We start from the raw sequence: 16,988 nt of genomic DNA, 5'->3' as shown, positions 1-16,988 counted from the left end.
CATTGGTATGATTTTGGCTGTTTATTTGTTGTTGATGGCCGACACCAGCGCCCGGATGCCCGCCACGATGATATCGGTATCGGTGCCGGCGCCCCAGGTGGTGGTGCCGTCGTTCCACACCAGGCCCACATAGCTGGCGGCCCGGGAGGTGGAGCCGCCGTCCAGGCTGTGCTCCGAATACTGGTCCAGGTGGAAGTCCATCCCGGTGGCGGTCTGGATGGCGTTGGCCACCGCGTCCAGACGGCCGTTGCCGATCGAGACCACCTCGCGGGTGGCGCCGTTCATCTCGAGGGTGACCGACGCGGTGATGCCGCTCTTCTGGATGAAGTGGGCCTCCTTGACGTTGAAGGGCTTTTCCTTGTTCAGATACTGCTGTTCAAAGATGCGGCAGACCTCTGCGGCGGACAGCTCCTTGTGGCTGTGGTCGGACACGGCCTTGACCTTGTAGCCCAGGTCCTCCCGCATCTTGGGGGGCAGGTTGTAGCCGTAGTTCTGCTCCAGCACAAAGCCGATGCCGCCCTTGCCGCTCTGGCTGTTGATCCGGATGACGTCGGCGTCGTAGGTGCGGCCGATGTCGTGGGGGTCGATGGGGATATAGGGGCAGGTCCAGCGGTGCTCGCCGGTGGCCTTGCGGTAGTTCATCCCCTTTGCAATGGCGTCCTGATGGCTGCCCGAGAAGGCCGCGAACACCAGCTGCCCGGCGTAGGGGGTCCGCTCATAGACGTGCATCCGGGTGACCCGCTCGTACACCTCGCAGATGGCGGGCATATCCGAGAAATCCAGCTTGGGGTCCACCCCGTGACTGTACATATTCAGAGCCAGGGTGATGGCGTCCACGTTGCCGGTGCGCTCGCCGTTGCCGAACAGGCAGCACTCGATCCGCTGGGCGCCCGCCAGCACCGCCAGCTCGGCGCAGGCTACGCCGGTGCCGCGGTCGTTGTGGGGATGGGTGGAGAGGATGACGCTGTCGCGGCTGTGCAGGTGCTTGGAGCAGTATTCGATCTGGCTGGCGTAGACGTGGGGCATACTCATCTCCACCGTCACCGGCAGGTTGATGATCATGGGGCGGTCGGGGGTGGGCTCCATGATGTCGATGACCGCATTGCACACCTCCAGCGCGTAGTCCGGCTCGGTGCCGGTGAAGCTCTCGGGGCTGTACTCAAACAGGAAATTGCCCTCGTACTCCTGGCTGAGCTGCTTGACCAGCCGGGCGCCGTCGGTGGCGATCTGCTTGATCTCCTCTTTGGACTTGTGGAACACCTGTTCCCGCTGGGCCACCGACGTGGAGTTGTAGAAGTGGATCACGGCCCGGGGCGCGCCCTTGACCGCCTCGAAGGTGCGGCGGATGATGTGGTCGCGGCACTGGGTCAGCACCTGGAGGGTGACGTCCTCCGGCACCATGTTCTGCTCGATCAGCACCCGCAGAAATTCATACTCGGTCTCGCTGGCGGCGGGGAACCCCACCTCGATCTCCTTGAAGCCGATCTTGACCAGCATTTTGAAGAACTCGATCTTTTCCTCCAGGCTCATGGGTACGATCAGGGCCTGGTTGCCGTCCCGCAGGTCCACGCTGCAAAAGGCGGGAGCCGTTTCGATATGATCCTTTTTGACCCAGCTGTCGTAGCCGGCAGGGGCGGGGTAGTATCCGGGTGCGTACTTGGTGGCGTCCATCATGGCAGGTTACCTCCTGTTTTCGAAAAAATGGATGGAAAAAGGCTCTCGTCGCTCAAAGGACCAAAGCCTTTGAGAGACGAGAGCCTGTAAGTCGATACAAGGCGGTCCCGTGGTACCACTCTCTTTGCCGCAGATGATGCGGCCACTCACACGATCAGCCGCCGGGGGCGAATCGCTGCCCCTGTAACGGTGGGCATCCGTCAGAGCCTACTGGGGAATGGCCGTTCAGCTCTGCCGCTCAGGGGCCAGTAACCGGAAACACCCGCGCCGCCTTACACCGACCGGCGGCTCTCTGCAAGCGGGAAGGACCCGTTTTATCCCCTTCAACGCATTTGTATTTTTGAAACTGGGTCTATTGTAGCACGCCGCCGCCCGCAAGTCAAGAGGAGGTTTGCGCACATGCCGTGCGGCCGGGACGGGACGGGCGGCGGTTTTTGGTCCTTATTTGTAAAGTTTGCATTAAAACAATCTGCTTTTGCTTGCAAGTGCAGGGCGATTTGTTGTACTATTAAAATAGAAGTAAAGCGCCCCCGGGCGCAAGGAATGGAAAGCGAAGGTGGTTGTTGTATGGAGCCCTTTGTCAGTTTTACCGATGTGTCAAAATACTACCAGACCGGCAGCGTCCGGGTGGCGGCGGCAGACCACATGACCTTCCATGTCAACAAGGGAGAGTTCTGCATCATCGTGGGGCCTTCGGGCGCCGGCAAGACCACCCTGCTGAATATGCTGGGCGGGATGGACCGCTGCGACGAGGGCCGCATCGTGCTGGACGGGGCACAGGTCAGCCGCTTCGATGAAAAGGAGCTGACCGCCTACCGCCGCTATGACGTGGGATTCGTGTTCCAGTTCTACAACCTGGTGCAGAACCTCACCGCGCTGGAAAACGTGGAGCTGGCCATCGAGATCTGCAAAAATCCCCTGGACCCGGCCCAGACCCTCGAGAGCGTGGGGCTGGGCCAGCGGCTGAACAATTTCCCCGCCCAGCTGTCGGGCGGCGAACAGCAGCGGGTGGCCATCGCCCGGGCCCTGGCCAAAAACCCCAAGATCCTGCTGTGCGACGAGCCCACCGGCGCTTTGGACTACAAGACCGGCAAGTCGGTGCTGGCTCTGCTGCAGAACACCTGCCGCGCCACAGGGCGCACCGTCATCGTCATCACCCACAACAGCGCCCTGACCGGCATGGCCGACCGGATCGTCCAGGTCCGCAGCGGCCAGATCATCTCCAATGAAGTCAATGAGCACCCCGTTCCGGTGGAAGAGATCGAGTGGTGATGCGCTGTGAAAAAGACCTATCGCAAAAATATGTGGCGGGAACTCGCCGCCAACAAAAGCCGCTTTGCCTCCCTGTTCGGCATCGTACTGCTGGGCGTCATGATGCTGTCGGGCCTGCTCAGCGTGGCCCCCGGTATGCGCCGGGCCGGCCAGACCTGGTATGCCCAGCAGAACGTCTTTGACATCCGGGTGGTGTCCACATTGGGCCTGGGGCAGTCGGACATCGACGCCATCGCGGCGGTGGAAGGGGTCGAGGCCGTGATGCCCGTCAAGTCGGTGGACTGCGAGGGCAGCTATCGCGGCGGCAGCACCCTGGCCATCCGGGTCCAGCAGCTGCCGGTCTACCCCACCCTGCAGGAGGACGCCAACATGAACCGCCTGGTGCTGGAGGAGGGCCGTCTGCCCGAAAGCGCCGGGGAATGCGCCGTCCAGGTGCTGGACCAGGGCGCGGCGGGCAGCATCCGGCTGGGGGACGTCATCACCTTCTCGTCGGGCGCGGACGACCTGTCCACCCAGACCCTCACGGTGGTGGGCTTTGTCACCGACCCCCTCTATTTCTCCACCGAGACCGAGAGCACCACCGCCGGCAACGGCGCCCTGGGCCTGGCGGCCTATGTGGCGGACGGCAGCCTGACGATGGATTACTATACCACCTGTTACATCAAGGCGGCGGGGGCCGGCCAGTACGACAACGATTCCGACGAATACCAGAACGCCGTACAGGCGGTGATGGACCGTCTGGAAGCCATTGCCGATACCCAGGCCCGGCAGCGCCGTCAGGACCTGATCCAACAGGCCCAGGACCAGCTGGATGACGCCCGGGCCGAGTTCGAGCAGCAGGCCGCCGACGCCGAAGCCCAGCTGGCCGACGCCCAGGATCAGCTGGACGAGGCGAAAGCCCAGCTGGAGGCGGGCGAGGCCGAATACCAGAGCGGCACGGCCCGGCTGGAAGCCCAGAAGGCCGCCCTGCCCGGCAATATGGCCAGCGGCGCAGACCAGCTGGTGGCCGCCCAGGCCCAGGTGCTGGACTTTGAAGCGCAGCTGGAACAGATCAAGCAGCTGGTCACCCTCAAGGGGGTGGCCGACCCCCTGCTGGGCTATGCGGAGGATATCCTGCACAACGCCGAGACTGCCCTGGAGGAAGCCGAGCCGGACGACGTCAACTATGTGGAGCTGCGGGACATCCTCAACCGGGCCCAGGCCCTGTACGATTCCACCTACCAGCAGCTGGCCGATTACCAGGCCCAGCTGGACGCGGGCAAACAGCAGATGTATGCCCAGGGGCTGATCTCCTCCCCCAACCTCTCCAACGAGGAGCTGGTGGCCGAAGCCGAAGCCGCCCTGCGTCGGATGAAGCTGCAGGTGCTGGAAGGGCAGCTGGCCCTGAACACCGGCAACGCAGAGGCCTTCACCGCCTTTGACGCGGCCCAGGCCCAGCTGGAGGCCGCACGCCAGCAGCTGGACGAGGGCTGGCAGCAGTACCAGGAGGGCGCGGCCGCCTTTGAGACCCAGAAGGCCCAGGCCGAAGCCCAGCTGGCCGACGCACGCAGGCAACTGGCCGACGCGGAGGAGCAGGTGGACGACATCGCATCCGGCGAGTGGTATGTGCTGGACCGCAACAGCGTGGTGTCCATTGTGTTCTTTGGACAGAACGCCGACCGCATCGAGTCCATCGCCCGGGTGTTCCCCGTCTTCTTCTTCCTGGTGGCGGCCCTGGTGGCCAGCACCACCATGACCCGCATGGTGGAGGAGAACCGCACCCAGATGGGCACCTTCAAGGCCCTGGGCTACACCGACCGGGAGATCACCGCCAAGTATCTGGTCTACGGCACCACCGCCGGCCTGCTGGGCTGCATCGCGGGTATGCTGCTGGGCTTCTTCGGGGTGCCGTCGGTCATCTGGTGGGCCTACTCCACCGTGTTCGACCTGCCCACCTTCCGGCTGCGGGTCTATCCCCTGCTGGCCGTCCTGAGCGTGGTCATCAGCATCGGCGTGGTGGGCCTGACCACCCTGGCGGCCTGCCGCGTATCCCTGCGGGAAAAGCCCGCCGCCCTGCTTCTGCCCCGCGCCCCCGCCGCAGGCAAGCGGATCTTCCTGGAGCGGGTCAAGCCCCTGTGGCGCCGGATGAGCTTCTCCCAAAAGACCACCGCCCGCAATATGTTCCGCTACAAAAAGCGCTTTTACATGACCGTGCTGGGCGTGGCGGGCTGCACCGCCCTGCTGCTGATCGGCTTTGGCCTGCAGGACTCCATCGTGGAGATCGTCAGCCGGCAGTACGGCTCCATCCAGAAGGCCGACCTGTCCATCTCTCTGAGCAGCGACAAGGCCCTCGAGCTGGAGGGCGGCCTCACCGACACCCTGGCCGCCCGGGATGAGGTGGAGAGCTGGGGCGCCTTCTACACCCGCACCGTCACGGTGGCGGAGGATGCCGCCGGCGCCGGCGAGCTGAGCGTCACCCTGGTGGCCGCCCAGGAGCCCCAGAAGCTGACCGAGTATTTCACCCTGCAAAACGGCGGCAGCCCCCTCACCTTCACCCAGGGCAGCGTGGTGCTGAGCGAAAAGACCGCCGAGCTGCTGGGCGTGGAGGCCGGGGACACCGTCTGGGTGCAGGGCACCGGCGCCTCCTATCTGCCCCTGACCCTGACCGGCGTGACCGAGAACTACCTGGGCGCTTACCTCTACGTCACCCAGGAGACCCTGGAGGCCCTGGTGGACTCCCCCGCCTGGAATACGGTGTACGCCGTCACCAGCTGCAGCTCGGAGACCCAGCGCCAGACCCTGAGCACCGTGCTGCTGGGCTGCAACTACGTCTCCAGCACCGCTTTCACCGCCGACAGCGCCGCCATGTACGACAGCACCATCGCCTGCATCAACTATGTGGTCCTGCTCATCATCGTCTGTGCGGCGGCCCTGGCCGCAGTGGTGCTGTACAACCTCATCAGCGTCAACATCGGCGAGCGCAAAAAGGAGCTGGCCACCATCAAGGTCCTGGGCTTCTTCGACAAGGAGGTCTACCGCTACATCTTCCGGGAGATCGAGCTGCTCAGCGTCATCGGCGCCGCTGTGGGCCTCGCCATTGGCGCGCCCATGCACCAGTTCGTCATCCGGACGGTGGAGTCGGAGCAGATGATGTTCATCCGCAGCCTCGAGCCCACCAGCTTTGTGTACAGCGTGGCGCTGACGCTGCTGTTCACGGTGGCCGTCTGCCGCATGATGCGCCGCCAGGTGCGGGCCATCAGCATGGTGGAGAGCATGAAAGCCCCCGAATAACCGCGTATGTGCGCTGTTTGGCGCCAAAGGAGAGTTTACAAAAGATTCATAGATTCAAAACAGTTTATGTATAAATCTTTGGTATCCTATACTCACAGGAACGGCGGGGCCGCAACCGCCCCCTGTAACACATGATTCCTCCTCATACCAAACCGAATACCGCAAAATGGACCGCCCTGTGCCGCCGCAAGCACGGGGCGGTTTCGTTTGAGCACGGGGCGATTTCGTTTGAGCACGGGGCGGTTTCGTTTGGGCCGGCCTTGCACCGATTTATCATTTGTAATACTCTTGCTTTTATGTTATACTAAGATGTATCGGATTCTTTCGGCGGCGGGGCCGGACAGCCTGGCCCTGCCGCAGACTTCAAAAATACACAAGGGAGGCTTTGGAATGTCCTACAAACCCAAAATGACCTATAAAGGCAAGCCCCTCGTCCGCAAGGACAATGAGCTCTATTACGGCTGGATGACCGATCCCTATGTCCTGCATCTCCAGATCCTGACCACCGCCCCGGTAGACGGGACGGAGCTGCCCGACAAGGTGCAGGTGACGCTTTTGTCCACCGACCTGTCCAAGTCCATCAAGGAGCGCACAGCCCGCCAGTCGGTGCGGCATGGGCTGTACAACGCTTTGGATATCGGCGCCATCTGGCTCGAAAAAGCCCTGGCCGCCCTCCGCTGACCGCGCCCACGCAAAAACCCCTGCAGAGCCATACGCTCCGCAGGGGTTTTGTTTTTGCAGTGTATGGGGCGGCTCAGTCCTCCTGGCCGGGCAGATCGATCTCCAGGGGGCGGCCGCAGCTGCCGCAGCGGGCCTTGCCCGACAGCAGGGTGTCCTCGTCCAGCACATTCACCGCGCCGCAGGCCTGGCAGGTCACCTCATACTGGGCCTGCTCCTGCCCGTCGCCGCCGGCTTCCTCGCTGTCTTCGGCCTCGTCCTCCAGGGCCACCTCAAAGGTGCAGCCGCAGTTCGGGCAGAAAGCCTCCCCTGCGTCCAGGTCCTCCTCGGTGACATACACCGTCTCGCCGCAGCCGGGGCAGTCCACCTCGTAGCAGGGCGCATCGGCGTCGTCCTCGTCCTCGTACACGTCGGACTGCAGCTCCTCCACGTCGCCGCGCAGCAGCTCCAGCTGGTCCTCCGCCTGGGTGATATCCTGCTCCATCGCCTTCATGCTGGCGGCCATCTCGGCCAGCAGATCGCCCATCGCGTGGAAGATCTTTCCCTCGCGGGTGGATTCGTCCACCCCCAGGCCCTCCAGCAGGCCCTGCAAATAGGCAGCTTTTTCAACAAGTTCCATACTCTATCCCTCCAGTCCGGGGCGCCGGGACGCCCGCCGATTCAAAAAGCCGGACCGGCGGCAGACGCCGCAAGCCCGGCTGCATTCTGGGTTCCGACTCAGACGCGCTCCATATACTCGCCGGTACGGGTATCGATGCGGATCACGTCGCCCTCGTTGATGAACAGAGGCACACGCAGGGTGGCGCCGGTCTCAACGGTAGCGGGCTTCAGGGTGTTGGTGGCGGTGTTGCCGCGAATGCCCGGCTCGGTCTCGGTGACGGTCAGCTCGATGAAGTTGGGGATCTCGACGCTGAACACCTTGCCCTTGTAGCTCAGCAGCTTGCACACTTCGTTCTCCTTGCAGAACTTGAAGTTGTCGGGCACGTCGCTGGCGTTGACGGGGATGTCGTCGTAGGTCTCGTTGTCCATGAAGTGGTACAGATCGCCGTCCTGGTAGCTGTAAGTCACCTCACGGCGCTCGATGAACGCCTGGGGGAACTTGGCGGTGGGGTTATAGCTGGTCTCGATGACCGCGCCGGTGATGACGTTCTTGGTCTTGGTGCGGACAAAGGCCGCGCCCTTGCCGGGCTTGACGTGCTGGAACTCAACGACCTGGAGAACCTGGCCGTCCTGCTCAAAGGTCACGCCATTGCGAAATTCGCCTGCAGAAATCATAAGGAATTCCTCCATCAATTTAGTATCTCATGCTCACGCATATCTATGAATATTGTACCCAATTGCGCATTGTTTGGCAAGGGGTTTCGGCAAAAAACAGGGCAAAAAGCGCTCTCACAGCTCTTTTTGCTCCCCGGCGCGCCACATCCGGCGCAGCGCGGCGGCGTCCTCAGCCTGGGTGCCGGCGCTTTCGCAGATGATGGTGGGGGCAAGGCCGCGCCGTGCCAGCAGCTCCATCAGCGGCTGCGGCTCGGGGCCGTACTGGGTGTCGGCCAGCGTCCAGTGGCGCTTTTCTCCCCCCGCCGAAAACTCGATGCGGGAGAAGTGGACATGGAACCGGCTGGCCCGCTCGTCCCCCAAAGCCTCGCCCATCCGGTCCAGGATGGCGGCGTAGTCCGCCTGGCTCCGGATGCCGCCCAGGGTGCGGGCGTTCAGGTGCCCGAAGTCGATGCAGGGCACAAGGCGGCGGTCTACGCTGCACAGGGCCAGCACCTCCTCCAGATCGCCCAGCTGGCCGATCTTGCCCATCGTCTCGGGGCAGAGGGTCATGTCCCCGTAGCCGGCCTCATCCAGGGCCTCCATCGCGCGGCGCAGGGTGTCCATCGCCTTGTCCAGGGCGTCGGCACGGCTCTGCTTGCCGCAGCTGCCCGGATGGAAGATCACCCGCCTGCCCCCCAGCGCCCGGCAGACCGCGCAGCTCTGGAGCAGATAGCGGATGCTGCCCAGGCGCTTTTCCTCCTCCAGGCTGGACATGCTGATGTAATAGGGGGCGTGCACGCTGAACAGCACCCCCTTTTCGGCCGCCAGGGCGGCCATCTGCCGGGCCTTGTCCTCTCCCAGACGCACTCCGTGCCCGCACTGGTACTCGAAGGCGTCCAGCCCGAACTGCGCCGTATAGGCGGGGATGTCCAGGCTGTTCTTGTAGCCCATGCCGGCAAAGCTGTCGCCCATGCCGGCGGGGCCAAAGCGGATGTGAGGCTGTGTCACAGCAGTTTTCCTCCTTTGTCGTAGTAGGCTTGCCAGTGGCGGCGCTCCCACTTGCGCTTGAGGCGCACCTGCGCCCCCAGGTCGGGGCCCCGGGGCACCACCATCAGGGCCGGGATGCCGTAGAGGGCGGCGGCCAGGCGGTCTGCGTACAGCTGGTCCCCCACCATCGCCATCTGCCGCCGGGACACCCCCAGACGGCGGCGGGCCGCCATCAGCCCAAAGGGCAGGGGCTTGGCCGAGCGGGAGATATACGCAAGGCCCAGGCGGCGTGCAAAGGGTTCCACGCGGCGGCGGGAACCGTTGGAGACCAGCGTCAGGCCCACCCCCGCCTGCCGCATAGCCTCCAGCCAGGCGGCCACGTCGGCGCTCAGCTCCTGGCTGCGGTCGCCGGTGAGGGTGTTGTCGATATCCAGCACCAGGGCCCGCACCCCCTTCTGCGCCAGAAAGGCGGGGGTGATGTGGGTGACATCCTGAAAGACATACTCGGGGGTGATCAGCATAGGGCTGCTCCTTCCGTGCAACAAAAATGGGAGAACCCGCACGGGGTTCTCCCACATCGGCGTTAGCAACGCAGCGGTCCTTTGGACCGTGGGCAAAGCTCAATTACTTGTACTTGCGCTTGCGGGCCGCTTCCGACTTCTTCTTGCGGCGAACAGAGGGCTTCTCGTAAGCCTCGCGCTTACGAACCTCTGCGAGCACGCCACTGCGGGCGGTGCTCCGCTTAAAGCGACGCAGTGCGCTTTCCAGCGACTCGCCCTCTTTAACACGAATTTCCGACATCTTATCCCTCCCTTGGACCGTGAGGCGGGAATTTCGTTGTTACAGAGTAACTAACAGAGACAGTATAGCGCATTTTCGCGTTTCAGTCAACCTTTTTATCAAAGTTTTTCCGGGCCGGTTTCTTAACAATTCGTGAAAACGCCAGGACCGCCGGGGGCGTTTTTCAGCCCTTGGCCGCCAGATTGACCAGGCGTCCCTTGACGTAGATCTCCTTGACCAGGGTCTTGCCGGCCAGGGCGGCGGCCACCGCCGGCTCGGCTTTGGCCTGGGCGATGGCGTCGGCGGCGGTGATGTCGGCGGGCACGGTCAGGCGCGCCTTGACCTTGCCGTTCACCTGCACGGCGATCTCCACCGTCGCCTCCACGCACTTGGCCTCGTCGTAGGCGGGCCAGGGGTAATAGGCCAGCTGCTGGTCGTGGGTGTGGCCCAGCTTCTCCCACAGCTCCTCGGTCATGTGGGGGGCAAAGGGGTTGAGCAGCTGCACCAGGGTCTCGAACTCGGCCCGGGTGGCGCCGCCGTTGTCGTACAGGGCGTTGACCAGGGTCATCAGCTGGGCGATGGCGGTGTTCATCTTGAGGCCCTCGATGTCGGCGCCCACCTTCTTGATGGTCTGGTGCATCAGGGTCTCGATGGCGGGACGGTAGCCCTCGCCCTCCACCAGCTTCTCGGACAGGCCCCAGACGCGGTCCAAAAAGCGGTTGCAGCCCGCAATGGCCGAAGTCTGCCAGGGCGCCGCCTGTTCAAAGTCGCCCATGAACATCTCGTACAGCCGCATGGTGTCGGCGCCGTAGGCAGCCACCACGTCGTCGGGGTTGACCACGTTGCCCAGGCTCTTGGACATCTTGACCACCGGGTGCCGGGCCATCTCGCCGTACTTCTCCTCCAGGGCGCGCTCGGCGGCCTTCTGGTTGCCGTACTGCTCCAGCAGGGCCTTCTGCTCGTCGGCGGGGAGGTTTGCAAAGTTGTGGGGGTTGAGTCCCAGGATCATGCCGTGGGAGGTGCGCTTCTGGTAGGGCTCTGCGGTGGGCACCACGCCGATGTCATACAGGAACTTGTGCCAGAACCGGCTGTACAGCAGATGCAGGGTGGTGTGCTCCATGCCGCCGTTGTACCAGTCCACCGGAGACCAGTATTCCAGGGCCTCTTTGGAGGCCAGGGCGTCCCGGTTGTGGGGGTCCATATACCGCAGGAAATACCACGAGGAACCGGCCCACTGGGGCATGGTATCGGTCTCCCGCACGGCGGGGCCGCCGCAGCAGGGACAGGTGGTCTTGACCCAGTCGGTGTGGCGGGCCAGGGGGCTCTCGCCGTCGGGGCCCGGCTCAAAGTCCACGATGTCGGGCAAAGTCAGAGGCAGGCTGCTCTCGGGCAGGGGCTGCCAGCCGCACTTGTCGCACTTGACCATCGGGATGGGCTCGCCCCAGTAGCGCTGGCGGCTGAACACCCAGTCCCGCAGCTTGTAGTTGACCTTCTTGTGGCCCTTGCCGTTCTCCTCCAGCCAGGCGGCCATCTTTTCCTTGGCGTCGGTGACCGACAGCCCGTCCAGGAAGCCGGAGTTGACCAGGGTGCCGGTGGCCACGTCGGTGAAGGCCTCTTTGTCCAGGTCGGAGGGCGTCTTGCCCTTGACCACCTCGACGATGGGCAGGCCGAACTTTTTGGCGAACTCCCAGTCGCGGCTGTCGTGGGCCGGCACCGCCATGATGGCGCCGGTGCCGTAGGTGGCCAGGACATAGTCCGAGATGAAGATGGGGATCTGCTTGCCGTTGACCGGGTTGATGCCCATGACGCCGTCCAGCCGCACGCCGGTCTTTTCCTTGTTGATCTCGGTGCGCTCAAAGTCGCTCTTGCGGGCGGCCTCAGCCTGGTAGGCCTTGACCTCGTCCGCGTTGCGGATGACGCCCTCCTCCATCCAGCGGGCCAGCAGGCTGTTCTCGGGGGACAGCACCATGTAGGTGGCGCCGAACAGGGTGTCGCAGCGGGTGGTGTAGACGGTCAGGGTGTCGCCGGTGGTGGTGCCGAAGTCGATCTCGGCGCCGTAGCTGCGGCCGATCCAGTTTTTCTGCTGGGTGACCACGCGGTCGATGTAGTCCAGGCCGTCCAGCCCGTCGATCAGCTTGTCGGCGTAGTCGGTGATCTTCAGCATCCACTGGCTCTTGACCCGGTGCACCACCTCGCTGCCGCACCGCTCGCACACGCCGTTGACCACTTCTTCGTTGGCCAGCACGCACTTGCAGCCGGTGCACCAGTTGACGTTCATCTCTTTCTTGTAGGCCAGGCCGTGCTTGTACAGCTGCAAAAAGATCCACTGGGTCCACTTGTAGTATTCGGGATCGGTGGTGTTGATCTCACGGTCCCAGTCGAAGGAGAAGCCCAGGCTCTTGAGCTGGGCGCGGAAGCGGTCCACATTCTTCTTGGTGACGATGGCCGGATGGATGTGGTTCTTCATGGCGTAGTTTTCGGTGGGCAGGCCAAAGGCGTCCCAGCCCATCGGATACAGCACATTGTACCCGCACTGGCGGCGGCGGCGGGCCACCACGTCCAGGGCGGTGTAGCTGCGGGGATGGCCCACATGCAGCCCGGCGGCGGAGGGGTAAGGGAACTCCACCAGGGCGTAGAACTTGGGTTTTTGGGGATCGATCTCGGCGTGGAAGGTCTTTTCGTCCTCCCAGACCTTCTGCCACTTGGCCTCGACGGCTTTGAAATCGTACTTCATCTTGCAATCAGCTCCCGTTTTACTTCACTTTATAAGACTTTCCCCACAGCGGTCACTGTGCGGTCCCGGCGTCCTCGTCCGTCCCGCCGGCCTCCTCCAGCCAGGCCGAGACGTCCACCGTCTCGGCGTCGGCCCACAGGTGCTCCAGGTCGTAATAGGTGCGGGTGCCCGGCACAAAGACGTGGACGATCACCCCGGAATAGTCCAGCAGGATCCAGTTTTTGGAGTCGAAGCCCTCGGTGTGGTAGGGCTCCACCCCCTGCTGGGACAGCTGGTACTGCACCTCGTCGGCCAGAGCGGCCACCTGGGTGGTGGAGGTGCCCGACGCGATGACAAAATAATCGGTCAGCACGGTCAGATCTTGCACCTTGAGCACCCGGAGCTGCTGGGCCTTTTTCTTGTCCAGGATCTTGGCAATGCGGATGGCAAGGTTCTTGCTGTCGTTCAGGTTTTCCATAAGCTCCCTTTCTTTGAACAGTTTCGTTTGGATCGGTCAGGCGGCCGGCTGCTGGCCCGCCCCTGCGGGCTGGCCGTCGGTGGTCACGGCGCCCTGCACATCGGTGTCACCTTCCAGGATGGCGTCGTCCGATTCCTTGTCCAGCTGGCCCACAAACTGGATGTTGGCGCTGGTGGAGATCGAGCCGTGCGGCCAGTCGTCGGTGACCAGGTTCAGTTCTTCTTCGCTCACCGGGCCGGTGTAGGTGCGGAAATAGGTGTTCAGCAGCTCGGCGATGGAGCCGGCGTCGGGCACCACGCAGGAGTAGCCCGCAGAGGTCTCGGTGGCCCCGATGTAGGGCACGCCGCCCGAAAAGACCGGCGTCTGGGCGATCATGATGTTGGCGCTGTCGATCCGCATGAAGGAGACCGCCAGCTTGCCCAGGGTGACCAGGTCCATATCCGTCTCGATATAATTGTTGAAAATAATGGGCATCTGGTTGAGGATATCCTGAATGCCCATCGAGCGGGCCCGCTTGAACAGGGCCGCATAGAAATACCGCTGCATGTTCAGGCGGTCGATGTCCGAGTTCTCGTACCCTTTCCCGTGCCGGTTGCGCACAAAGAACTCGGCCGACGCGCCGTCCAGGTTGCGGTAGCCCTTGGCCAGGTAGCTGCCGTTGTACTCCATATCGTGGGGGATATACACCTCGATGCCGCCGAAGTTGTCCACCACTTCGGTGAGGGCCTGCATATTGATCGAGACGTAGTAGTCCACCGGCAGCTTGTACTGGTCGTAGATCACCTCGGCCAGGGCGGCGATGCTGCCGCCGTTGGACAGGGCCACCGAGTTGATCTGGTAGTTGGAGGCGCGGTAGGTCTTGCCGCTGGAGAGGGTGACGGTGCGGTTCTCGGTGGTCACCAGGGTGTTGCGGGGGATCTGCAGCATCCGCAGCGCGCCGTTCTTGATGTCGAACTGGCAGTAGAGGATCATGTCGGTCATGCCGTCGTTGCTGCCGTCGGCGCCGTAGCCCCGGCCCTCCTCATAGTCGATGCCGCAGACCAGGATGTTCACCACATCCCCCTTGTACTCCTCCAGCGTCTGGATCTCCTCCACGATGGAGGGGGCGTCCGACTCGGGGCGGATGCTCTCCTGGATCCGGCTGACGTAGTTCACCGCGTAGATCACCCCGCAGCCGATGAGGGCCATACAGCCCAGCACCACCGCCAACGGCAGCCACAGGGGGGAACGGCGGCGCTTTTTCTTTTTGCCGCCGCCCTTTTTGCCCCCGGATGAATGGCGGGGCGGCTCCTTGCCGCGCGGCGGGTCCTGGTCCGGGGCGCTGTGCGCTGGCTCCTGCCGGGGCCGGGGCACGGCATCCCCGGGCTGGGGTCGGAAAAAGCTCTGGCCGTCGTCCTCCTGGGGTGCGTCTGCCTGGGGCGGCACGGGGGGGCGGGGCGGCACGCCGCCGCCACTGGCGCTGCCCCCCGGAGAAGGCATGCCCAGTGAACGGTCTGTATTGATACGGCGGGGCGTTCCACTCATAGTCCAGTCTCCTTCAGAGGCCTGTATGCACAGGCTGTGTGTCGTTGCCGCCCAAGCGGGCGGCACAGTCTTTTAGTAGTATAGCATTCTCGGGCGGAATCTGCAATCCGTTTTATCAAACCTTCACCTTTCCGTCCTTTTGGGCCGCCGTCTTCCGGATGTCCTCGAGGGTGGCGGCGGACATGGGGTCCAACGGCCGCCCCCCGTGCCGGACAAAGCCCACCGACTGCTCCAGGGCGGCCAGCATGGCCTGGTCGATGTCCTCGAACTCCAGCCGGCGCAGCTGCTCCACCCCTTCAAAGTCCCGCTCGGCGCAGGTCATGTCGGCCAGGTAGAGGATCTTGTCCAGCAGGGACATCCCCGGCTTGCCGGTGGTGTGGCAGGCCACCGCCGAGAGGATCTCGGGGTCGGTGACCCCCCACTGGGTCTGGGCCAGGATGGCGGCGCACACCCCGTGCCACACGGGGGTGGGGCGGTTCTCGGTGTCGCCGGCGAGATCCGGGTACTGGCGCAGCAGCTCCAGCTGCCGGGCGGTGGGCATCTCCTTGGCGGTATCGTGCAGCAGGGCGGCCAGGGCGGCCTTGTGCGGGTCGGCCCCATAGCGGGCGGCCAGCCGGACGGCCATCTCCTCCACGTTCAGGGTGTGCTGATAGCGCTTGTTGCCCAGGTGTTTGCGGGCCAGGGCCTTTGCTTCCTCAAGATCCATAGAGCAGCCTTCCTTTCCTATACACAGTGACGCGTTTTTACGACTCCCCGGGATGGCGGCAGCGGCGGGGCGGAGCGGGCGGCTCGAAGCTCTGGTACAGCCCCTCCCGGCTTATCACCTGCCGCACCTGCAAAGGCAGCGCGGCGGCGCAGTCCTCACCGGCAGCCAGGCGCCGGCGTATCTCGCTGCTGGCCATCGGCACGGCCCGGGCCGGCGCCATCAGGATGCGGCTGCCGGACGGGTCCAGGGCGCGGGCCGCCTGGTGCAGGGCGGGGTCGTCCCCGATCTCGCGGCTGACCACCACCAGGCGGGCCAGGCGCAGGATATCCTGCCAGCGGTACCAGGTCCGGAACGATTCCAGCATATCGCTGCCCACCGTCAGATAGAGGGTGGCGCCGGGACAGCGCGCCGCCAGCATCTCCAGCGTCAGGACGGTGTAGTTGCGGCGGCCCTCCCGGGCCTGGCACACTTCCCAGTCGCTGACGGTCAGCCGGGGCAGGCCGGGCGTCCCTTCCAGCGCATAAAAGCAGCGGCACATCTCCAGCCGCAGCTCGGCCGGGGTGGCGCTGGCCGCCTTGTGGGGGGGCACCCCGGCGGGCATCACCACCACCAGGTCGGGCCGGACCCGCCCGGCCGCGGCGCGCAGATTGTTCAGGTGGCCGTTGTGGGGCGGGTCGAAGGTGCCGCCGTACAGCAGCAGTTTCATTTCAGCAAGTCAGCGTAGGCGCTGTCCTTTTTCTTTTGCAGATACAGCACGAACTTGGAGCCGATGACCTGCACGCAGTCGGCGCCGGTGGCCTCGGCCAGCAGCACCGAAGCCTCCCGGGCGTTGTACATGCTGGTCTCCAGCACCTTGAGCTTGATCAGCTCCCGGGCGTCCAGGCAGTTTTTCACCGCGTCGATGAGGGGCTGGTCGATCTCCCCCTTGCCGATCTGAAAGACCGGGTCCATGGTATTGGCCTTGCCGCGCAGGATGGCGCGCTGTTTACTTGTAAGCATGGTGTCTCTCCTTTTATGTCTCGCTCAAAAATGCGGGCAGACGCTTTTCCAGCTCCTCCAGGGCGCGGCCCCGGTGGCTGATGGCGTCCTTCTCTTCGGGGGTCAGCTGGGCGTAGCTGTCGTGTTCGGTGTTGGGCCGCTTGCCGCCCCCCGGCACGCCCCGCTCGTCGGGGATGAACAGGGGGTCGTAGCCAAAGCCGTAGTCCCCGGGCTGCCGGGCAAACGCCACCCGGCCGGGGCACTCCCCCATGCAGGTCAGGGCGCGGCCGTCGGGCATCATCAGGCAAACCGCCGAGACGAATCTCGCCCCCCGCTTTTCCGCGGGCAGGTCCTGCATGACCCGCAGCAGCTTGTCGTTGTTGGCCTCGTCGTCCCCGTGACGGCCGCAGTAGCGGGCGCTGTACACGCCCGGCGCGCCATCCAGCGCGTCCACGCACAGGCCCGAGTCGTCGGCGACGGTGGGCAGACGGCTGGCGGCCGCAAAGGCGGCGGCCTTGATGGCCGCGTTTTCCGCAAAGGTGGAGCCGGTCTCCTCCGGGTCGAGGTCGAGGCCCAGCTCCTTCTGGCTGAGCACCTGGTGGCCCTGGGCCTCCAGGATCCGGCGCAGCTCCCTGAGCTTGCCGGGATTGCCGGTGGCTGCACAGATCTTCATG

16 protein-coding genes and 1 other annotated feature are annotated in these 16,988 nt (G+C 64.2%); of the genes, 3 read left to right on the top strand and 13 right to left on the bottom strand.

The features are described from left to right. Window positions 1–21 precede the first annotated feature (21 nt). On the bottom strand, window positions 22–1,674 hold the full coding sequence (locus B5E66_RS10130; RefSeq protein WP_087232400.1) for a 2-isopropylmalate synthase: 1,653 nt from the start codon (window positions 1,672–1,674) through the stop codon (window positions 22–24). 69 nt (window positions 1,675–1,743) lie between these two features. Next, window positions 1,744–2,010: a binding site (T-box leader), on the bottom strand. 231 nt (window positions 2,011–2,241) lie between these two features. Here B5E66_RS10130 and B5E66_RS10125 point away from each other — a divergent pair. From B5E66_RS10125 to B5E66_RS10115, 3 genes are all read left to right on the top strand, one after another. Next, a complete protein-coding gene (locus B5E66_RS10125; protein WP_087232397.1) occupies window positions 2,242–2,946 on the top strand; it encodes an ABC transporter ATP-binding protein in 705 nt (234 codons plus the stop codon). A 6-nt stretch (window positions 2,947–2,952) separates the two neighbouring features. Further along, window positions 2,953–6,216, top strand: a complete 3,264-nt coding sequence (locus B5E66_RS10120; protein WP_242958152.1) for an FtsX-like permease family protein — start codon at window positions 2,953–2,955, stop codon at window positions 6,214–6,216. 390 nt (window positions 6,217–6,606) lie between these two features. Next, window positions 6,607–6,897 carry a hypothetical protein gene (locus tag B5E66_RS10115; RefSeq protein ID WP_087232394.1) on the top strand — a complete coding sequence of 97 codons (291 nt, stop codon included), beginning with the start codon at window positions 6,607–6,609 and terminating at the stop codon, window positions 6,895–6,897. Window positions 6,898–6,970: 73 nt separating this feature from the next. On the opposite strand, the gene B5E66_RS10110 is transcribed toward B5E66_RS10115, so the two are convergent. The 12 genes from B5E66_RS10110 to rdgB all read right to left on the bottom strand — a co-directional run bounded on the left by B5E66_RS10110 (window position 6,971) and on the right by rdgB (window position 16,987). Next, entirely contained in the window at window positions 6,971–7,513 is a 543-nt protein-coding gene (locus B5E66_RS10110; RefSeq protein ID WP_087232391.1) for a CD1247 N-terminal domain-containing protein, read from the bottom strand. Between the two features lie 98 nt (window positions 7,514–7,611). Beyond that, the gene (gene efp, locus B5E66_RS10105) at window positions 7,612–8,169 is read right to left on the bottom strand and encodes an elongation factor P (protein WP_087232388.1); all 558 of its coding nucleotides are present in this window, start codon (window positions 8,167–8,169) and stop codon (window positions 7,612–7,614) included. A gap of 114 nt (window positions 8,170–8,283) precedes the next feature. Continuing rightward, window positions 8,284–9,120, bottom strand: coding sequence for a TIM barrel protein (locus B5E66_RS10100; protein WP_164474876.1), 837 nt, complete (start codon window positions 9,118–9,120; stop codon window positions 8,284–8,286). A gap of 32 nt (window positions 9,121–9,152) precedes the next feature. Then, the gene (locus tag B5E66_RS10095; protein ID WP_087232383.1) at window positions 9,153–9,656 is read right to left on the bottom strand and encodes a YqeG family HAD IIIA-type phosphatase; all 504 of its coding nucleotides are present in this window, start codon (window positions 9,654–9,656) and stop codon (window positions 9,153–9,155) included. 103 nt (window positions 9,657–9,759) lie between these two features. Further along, entirely contained in the window at window positions 9,760–9,936 is a 177-nt protein-coding gene (rpsU, locus tag B5E66_RS10090) for a 30S ribosomal protein S21 (RefSeq protein WP_087170910.1), read from the bottom strand. Between the two features lie 163 nt (window positions 9,937–10,099). Beyond that, window positions 10,100–12,649 carry a leucine--tRNA ligase gene (gene leuS, locus B5E66_RS10085; RefSeq protein ID WP_087232380.1) on the bottom strand — a complete coding sequence of 850 codons (2,550 nt, stop codon included), beginning with the start codon at window positions 12,647–12,649 and terminating at the stop codon, window positions 10,100–10,102. A 52-nt stretch (window positions 12,650–12,701) separates the two neighbouring features. Next, window positions 12,702–13,106: a ribosome silencing factor gene (gene rsfS, locus B5E66_RS10080; protein ID WP_087232377.1), complete on the bottom strand. Its 405-nt coding sequence runs from the start codon at window positions 13,104–13,106 to the stop codon at window positions 12,702–12,704. Between the two features lie 36 nt (window positions 13,107–13,142). After that, a complete protein-coding gene (locus B5E66_RS10075; protein ID WP_242958151.1) occupies window positions 13,143–14,630 on the bottom strand; it encodes an LCP family protein in 1,488 nt (495 codons plus the stop codon). 115 nt (window positions 14,631–14,745) lie between these two features. Then, window positions 14,746–15,336: a bis(5'-nucleosyl)-tetraphosphatase (symmetrical) YqeK gene (yqeK, locus tag B5E66_RS10070; protein WP_087232374.1), complete on the bottom strand. Its 591-nt coding sequence runs from the start codon at window positions 15,334–15,336 to the stop codon at window positions 14,746–14,748. 37 nt (window positions 15,337–15,373) lie between these two features. Further along, window positions 15,374–16,042, bottom strand: coding sequence for a nicotinate (nicotinamide) nucleotide adenylyltransferase (nadD, locus tag B5E66_RS10065; RefSeq protein WP_087232371.1), 669 nt, complete (start codon window positions 16,040–16,042; stop codon window positions 15,374–15,376). Further along, window positions 16,039–16,335 carry a YhbY family RNA-binding protein gene (locus tag B5E66_RS10060; RefSeq protein ID WP_087232368.1) on the bottom strand — a complete coding sequence of 99 codons (297 nt, stop codon included), beginning with the start codon at window positions 16,333–16,335 and terminating at the stop codon, window positions 16,039–16,041. The genes nadD and B5E66_RS10060 overlap by 4 nt, the downstream gene beginning before the upstream one ends. A 13-nt stretch (window positions 16,336–16,348) precedes the next feature. Further along, a complete protein-coding gene (rdgB, locus tag B5E66_RS10055) occupies window positions 16,349–16,987 on the bottom strand; it encodes an RdgB/HAM1 family non-canonical purine NTP pyrophosphatase (RefSeq protein ID WP_087232448.1) in 639 nt (212 codons plus the stop codon). Window position 16,988 lies beyond the last annotated feature (1 nt).

It is taken from the genome of Faecalibacterium sp. An121, assembly GCF_002160915.1.
Taxonomy (GTDB): domain Bacteria; phylum Bacillota; class Clostridia; order Oscillospirales; family Ruminococcaceae; genus Faecalibacterium; species Faecalibacterium avium.
Note: the sequence above shows the minus strand (reverse complement) of the source record. Positions and strands in the feature narration are given on the sequence as shown.